Genomic DNA, 7,024 nt, shown 5'->3' with positions numbered 1-7,024 from the left:
AAGGGAGCAAAAAACACTGCAACTAAAGCCACAAAAACAGCCTCCAATATGGGGTGGTGGGGCTTTTTAGGAAGTCTCATAGGCGCCATTATTTCCAGTGTTTTTGGCTACTACGGTTATAGAAGCCGTAAGGACACTTTCATGCTTTAAAACGTCTACCTGTCTACCTTTAAAGCAAATACATAAAAAGCTGCACGCATAGTGCAGCTTTTTTGCAAAATTTTCTTGATTTTTGTATGCTTTTCAACACAACAAGAATTTTCAAAATCCACGTGAAGCTTTTATAATCGTGAGAAACAAGCTGCAAAATAAAAGATTTTTTTCAATAATTCTATTTTTTTATGTTTTTCCTTTAAAAAACTTCTTAAATGAAGTGTTGACTCCATCGATTATATATATATGCCATTACAGCATAACAAATATGCGACTCTTGCTCTATTTTTTCCATTTAAGCCAAACGAATTTCGCAAAAAAATATTTCTCTACGATCAACAACTTTTCTCAATGTGGAAAACATATCAATCTTACATCTCATGTAAGAGGGAGCATTATGCGGTTAACATTTCATCCACACACAATATGAGAGAATAAGTTGAATTCTCTGATACAAAGGGAATACCAACCTACCAAATTATCTATTCTCAACAAAGCAACACTCTCACCACTTCAATACCAGTATTTTAGTTTGAGGATACGAACAAAATTTACATTCTAGATTAAATGTATCAAATAAATAATGAACATAAAATCTATGAATAAACAATGGTTTAACTGTACATGCTTCAAACAAAGAACAAAATTCTATAATCATGCGTTATTAAATTTTTTTTTGTAAATATTTTATACAGATATCAAAAATCGTACCATTGCTTTCAATACAAGAAACCGACATAAAAAGTTTCATATTGAATGACCAAAATAGTCTTTTACAAATTGCGATATTAGAGCAAAAACTTCATTGGCTAATTATATGAAAAAATAAAATAGAAAATGCATTTTAATAAATATAAAAGCAAATTGTTTTATAAAAGAATATGACAAAAACTGATAAATCAACTTATGATCATGTATTTATGATTCAGATATTGAGTTCAATTTTGCACAATCATTTGAAAAAAACGATAAGATTAAAGTTTATGCGAAACTGCCTAAATGGTTTAAAATTGATACATCTCTTGGATCATATACTCCCGATTGGACTGTATTATTCGAGCAAAATGGGCAAGAAAAACTGTATTTTGTTGTGGAAAGCAAAAGAAGTATTTTCGAAGACATGTTGCGCGTTCTGGAAAAAGCAAAAATCCATTGCGGTCATGAACATTTCAAAGCTTTGGGAGAAAATACCCAATATATTGTTTCTGATAATTATAAAACTTTTATCGATCAAGCAATTCAAAAAGATACCACAACAACTTGAAAAAATGTTTGGGTTATGGAAACAACCCTCCCCTGTTTTTTATAAAATGCACCTTTTTCCTACTCTATAATTTACAAGCTCTTCCTTATAACCAATTTTAATTTTTATTAAACAATCAAGAAATTATCGAACATTTTTCAGAAAGAGCTGCACATTTAAGAAAAGAAAATTATAAACTATTGAGAATACATTTGATACCCAAACAATCATTTAAGCATAAAAAATGATATATAAACAAACATTGGATTTTTAAGTCAATAATTTGATTTATAAAGATTTTCACATTTTCCATGTTAAATAATAAATGCAAATGGAGCAGGCGTGCACGTCTCGTGTAGGTTCTGCTTTTGCTCTCATGTAGATTGAGTTGACAGCAAATAGACTCCTCGATAAACTCATCAAAATCAGCTTAACTGATGGCTTCATTTTGGAGGAAGAAGGGTTGTACACAAGGGGACCATCAGCGCTCCCAATCACATTTATCCCAATATCAAAACCACAGCCATCACAAACACATGTTAATTTTTAAAAGTCTGGGAATGGGGCGGGGACAATATTTTAAAGAATATCAACAGGGGGCATAATAATGCAAAAGAGAGATTCCTATACAAAAACAGAAAGGTATGTCATATATACCGTCATTATTTCCAGCATACTTCCTCTGCTGGACGGGAGCATTGTCAATGTCATCCTTCCTAACCTTGCGCATTATTTTTCAGTCGGAGAAAATAATATACAATGGGTTGTAACATCCTATTTTCTCGCCACCGTTCCAGGGCTGCTAATGGCCGCTTTTGTGCAAGGAAGAATAGGTATCAAAAGCACTTGGCTTCTTGCAAGCTTCATTTTTATGCTTGGATCACTGGGGGTAGGATTAAGCTATAATTTTCCAACTATTATATCTGCCCGTATCGTTCAAGGTTTTGGGACCGGTCTTTTGCTGCCCCTTAGCCAAACCATCATTGCCTTACAATTTGGACAGACACGAGTGCGCCAAGCCATGGGCACCATAGCCGTACCAACAGTTTTCGCTCCTGCCTTTGGTCCGCTGGTAGGCGCCTCGCTTGCTCAGTATGTGTCTTGGCGTTTGTTATTTTTTATCAATATTCCGCTTATTTTATTGGCACTCACCCTTGGAGCTAAACATTTAAAGAGCAACGAAACAACAAAAACAAAATTTAACTTATTTGCTTTTTTAGCGTTTTCCATCTCCCTTCTTTCGTTTTTTTATCTCACAGAAGCCAGAAATATCAATAACCACAACACCCTCTTTATCCTAGCGCTTATAGCCGTGATATCTCTCATATTATTCATTGTTTCTAATCAGAAAGCAAAAAACAAATTAATCGTCTTTAGCGGATTTCAAAATGCGCGCTATACATTGCTCATGATCATGGGGCTCGTTGCTTCATTTCTTTTTTATAGCTTCCTCGTTTATTTCCCACTAGCCGTTGCCATGGGAGGAAACTATGAAAAGAGCCTTCTCATCATCGGTGCCCTCCTTGCTCTGCAAGGAGTGGGTGCGTGGATTGGCAGGAAATTTATTTACCAAAAATGGAAAGAAAAATCTCCCTTTTTCATGATAGGAATTGGTTTAGTGATATCAAGCTTTGGGTTATTATGCTTCGGCTATAATATAAGCATGGATGGACTTGGATTCTTGCTAAGAGGCATAGGACTTGGCATCGCCACCATTGTCTGCCTTTCCGCCCCCATCCAATATGTCAACAGTTTATACGTCAAAGATACAGCCGTTATCACACGCATATTACAGCAAATAGGTGGTGCCTTAGGGGGTATATTCGCTGGCTTTTTGATCCATTCGCTGACAGAAGAATCCCTGTCCTTAAACCAAACATATATCGTATTCTTCATATTCTCTATCGCTACATTTTTACTGTTTTGCCTAGCCCTCCTCTTATCGCCTAAAGAGAAGAATTTTGATTTATGATATGCTTTATTTGAACACCCTATCCATAACATTTGCAATAGCTTATAAAATCATACAGCATTTACCACTTTTCGAGAAACCAACACACTGAGACCTTGACCACAGCCTTCATCATTTTTATGAAAAAACACTAAACCGATAAGCTCCTTAAGCTCTAAAATTGATCACCTCCAGCAACGTACGGTGTTTGTAATTTTATGATACCTCTGTGCTTTTAAATCCCTCTAAAAACCTCTTGAAATATGGGATTTTCTGATCAGACCTTTGCAAAGATCCACGAAATTAAGCACGCATTTCAATGCGGAATAGTCCCATAAATGCGCTAACAGACGCCCTACCGACCCAGCATAGAATATAGAACCCGCCCCCGCGCACGCCCCTATAAATGCTAATCATCTTTTACCACACACCGCGATGTGAAAAATCGCACTGTATTGCAAACTTGATAATGTTATTCGCCCCTTTTCAAAGTCATTGAATCACTATGCTTCCGTAACCGCAATAGGTCCAAATGAAACTGAAGCGACAAAAACAGCTGGTAAAGCAGCATCTTCTCTCCATTTCATTGTTAACTGTTATAAGAAATTTCCCCCACTTTAATAAAAAATCCCTCTCTCATTGAGAGGGAAATTTTAAAAACATTGAAAATCATGATGCACAATAACAGACAGCAAATCATCCCTAAAAAGGCTGTTTTTTTACTTTTACAGTGTGCTCTGAGATTTCTCTAACATTTTCCTGCCTTTAGATTTTCCTTATAAAATTTACGGACAAAAGAAGCTTTTCAGAACTCTTTTACACATAACCTCATTGCTTCAAGCTCCCTTACAGACACGATAAACGCGTATATTTCCATCTACCAAGTATGCGAGCTTCACAGCGGATATAATGAAAACAGTCTTTTTATAGAAAACAGTAAGCTTTAACGGAATAAACGAGATTTTAAACTAGCCTCCCGCATTACTCTATACCGGTTATGCAAATAAAGAGCGCCATCTACTTTTTCTGACAAGCAAAGAACACACACAACATTTAGTAACATGCCATTATTGAAATTCTTGTCACAAAACCTTCCGTTCAGGGATTATGCGCATTGCCTGCTTCCTTCTCTCCAATAAACAATCTGCCAATAAAGAATGCTATTGCAGTTACGATAATACAAAATTATACTTCTGTTCTCATTCTATATTTTTCCAATTATCACGCATTATTCACCCCCTTCACTGTTATAACAATGAAAGGAGAAAAATAAAACACAATATGGCATTTATCTTTCACAAATCTTATATAAGCCACAAAATTGTTGCGCGACCTTCTATAAAAGGTCAGGCAATAAAATCATACTCTAAAAACCACTCAACATACCACTTTTTGATATTATAAAGCCATAAAATGCAATTATCGTCTCCGCAAAAAATATCTCAGAAAAACAAAATCCCTCCTGCAACAATTAGGATACTCTCTCAAATATTACCAAAGTACTATTGGCCAAAGAATTTGGATGCCTTATTTTTTTATACACCATCTGCTCCTCATGAGTATCGAAGTGATGATGATGAAGTCAAGATTAAGAAACGACTAGATACAATCAATGTAGAATGCAATAAACCGCTTGAAGTCCTTGGTCCCCTGCTTGGTGATTTTTTGGACAGCGAGTTTCATAAGTTAGTCGGATTCATATTTCAAGACATACCAGAAGATCAAATGCTACAAGAGCTTAAAGAAGATCAACGTAAAGTTTTAGAAACGTTAAAGAAAGATGGATTGGAATATCAGCGTGGAGGATATATTATCAAGAATGAGGTGACCTTCACACAAGAATTGCAAAAAGCTGGTCTCCTCTCGATGGAAGAGCTAAAAAAACTTATTGCAGAGAAAGAACTTTCAGCAGTAGAAATCGAAATAAATAGGGCATTAGAAAATATAGAAAAAGATCCAAGGGAGGCAGTTCTATTTGCAGCAAATCTGTTGGAAGCCTCTTGCAAAGCTTATCTCGACCACCATTCTATCCTATACGAAGAAAATGCCCATAATAAGCTGTACGCTTTATGGAAAGAAGTCGCTAAGAAGGCTAAGATTCATACTGACGATATAAAGCAAAAAAACTTAAAAAATCAAGATCTAGATAAAAATGACTTAAGAATGATCGCAACCGGTCTATCCAGAATCGTTAGTGGTACTATGAATTTAAGAAACAAGAAAAGTGCAGCGCATGGCCGCTCAGAAAAGGATTTTGAACTAATCAATCTCAAGCCTCGCCATGCGCGTTTAACTTTTAATGCCGCCCATTCTCTCTCAATTTATATTTTAGAGCTCATGGATCAGCCATAATAAAAAACCATATCACGATTACCAGCATTTTTTCGTGCCATTTTTAATGCCTAAAAAGCATTAAAGGGGGTGGCCGCTGCTTATACCCTACAAAACCAAATATTTCTATAGCATGACAACATGAGTAGTCACACCGCTCTATGGTGTTCCTCTTCCCCACGTTTCTAGGCTCCGCTTCTAAAGTCAGTGGGCAATTTCTGTAAATGCAAAAGCCGCCCTTAAGGATGGCGAATGAGGATGGTGCAAAAGTATTGCCTTGATTATTTTTTTTAAGAACAAACTAGCTAGTGTACTATTTTTGGAAAGCTCTCGTGAAGAAATATTATGATGGAGAAGCTAGTCATTATGATAAAAATACAAGTCTTAACTCCCTAAAGAGAGAAAATCTGAGTTTAGATCTAATTCCTACAAAGCCTTTATGCGCGTAAATTACATACCTATACGTTCTTTCCCTACCCTACTTAATTTTATAATAAGACAGCTCCGTATAAAAAACGGCACTATTCTTACATACCATAGCCATTTTCTCTTTACAGGCTTTCTGCTATCAACATAACACTTTACCCTCTTAAAACACTGTTTGCAAAAGGTTTGCATCATTACAATGATCATAGGCATAGGCTTGCTACCCCAAAAAGCTTGCTAGGTAAAAATCCGCCTTAGTAGTCAGGAATATAGATAGTTTGGAGGTCAAGGAATTGTGAGCAGTTTTTTTGTTACAAAAAGTTAGCGGATTGTTTTGAGGATTTGGCTATACAGGCTACACATAGGACAAAGGGAGAGATGACATAAGAACCAAGAAAATCTGAGTTTAGATTTAATCCCTTCAAAGCCTTTATGCGCGTAAATTACATACCTATACGTTCTTCCCCTACCCTACTTAATCTTATAATAAGGCAGCTCCGTATAAAAAACGGCACTATTCTTACATACCATAGCCATTATGTATGTTAGGATAGTGTAAAAAGCTGTTATTTCTCTATCTGAGCCGTAAAGCACTGCCCCCACAGATCATAGGCATAGGCTCGCTACCCCAAAAAGCTTTCTAGGTAAAAATCCCCCTTAGTATTTAGTGATATAGATAGTTTGGAGTTCAAGGAATTGTGTGCAGTTTTTTGTTACAAAAAGTTGGCAGATTGTTTTGAGGATGAAGATATACAGGTACACATAGAACAAAGGGAGGGATGATATTAAAATCCAAGAGAATCTGAGTTTAGATTTAGTCCTTGCGCGCCCTTTAAGTGCGTAGCATTACGTAGCTTATACGTTCTTCCCCTACCCATTTTGCTTCCGAAGGTGCATGATGATTAGTAGGCATGCCCCTA

At 36.2% G+C, this 7,024-nt stretch carries 3 protein-coding genes and 1 pseudogene; all 4 read left to right on the top strand.

Annotation, left to right across the window (positions count from 1 at the left end; genetic code table 11):
* Positions 1-150: pseudogene (locus ACFINL_RS09185) on the top strand (DUF3792 domain-containing protein); the annotation flags it as partial.
* Positions 151-1,069: 919 nt separating this feature from the next.
* Positions 1,070-1,417 carry a hypothetical protein gene (locus ACFINL_RS09180; RefSeq protein ID WP_375651445.1) on the top strand — a complete coding sequence of 116 codons (348 nt, stop codon included), beginning with the start codon at positions 1,070-1,072 and terminating at the stop codon, positions 1,415-1,417.
* A 586-nt stretch (positions 1,418-2,003) separates the two neighbouring features.
* Positions 2,004-3,368 (top strand): MFS transporter, encoded by a 1,365-nt coding sequence (locus ACFINL_RS09175; protein ID WP_375651444.1) that lies wholly within the window; start codon positions 2,004-2,006, stop codon positions 3,366-3,368.
* A 1,392-nt stretch (positions 3,369-4,760) separates the two neighbouring features.
* Entirely contained in the window at positions 4,761-5,699 is a 939-nt protein-coding gene (locus ACFINL_RS09170; protein ID WP_375651443.1) for an abortive infection family protein, read from the top strand.
* Positions 5,700-7,024 lie beyond the last annotated feature (1,325 nt).

The organism is Bartonella sp. AA78NXGY (assembly GCF_042197005.1).
Classification (GTDB): domain Bacteria; phylum Pseudomonadota; class Alphaproteobacteria; order Rhizobiales; family Rhizobiaceae; genus Bartonella.
Note: the sequence above shows the minus strand (reverse complement) of the source record. Positions and strands in the feature narration are given on the sequence as shown.

Coding starts and splice junctions, on each gene's coding strand:
- ACFINL_RS09175 (WP_375651444.1), top strand. CDS start 2,004: ATGCAAAAGAGAGATTCCTATACAAAAACAGAAAGGTATGTCATATAT.
- ACFINL_RS09170 (WP_375651443.1), top strand. CDS start 4,761: ATGCAATTATCGTCTCCGCAAAAAATATCTCAGAAAAACAAAATCCCT.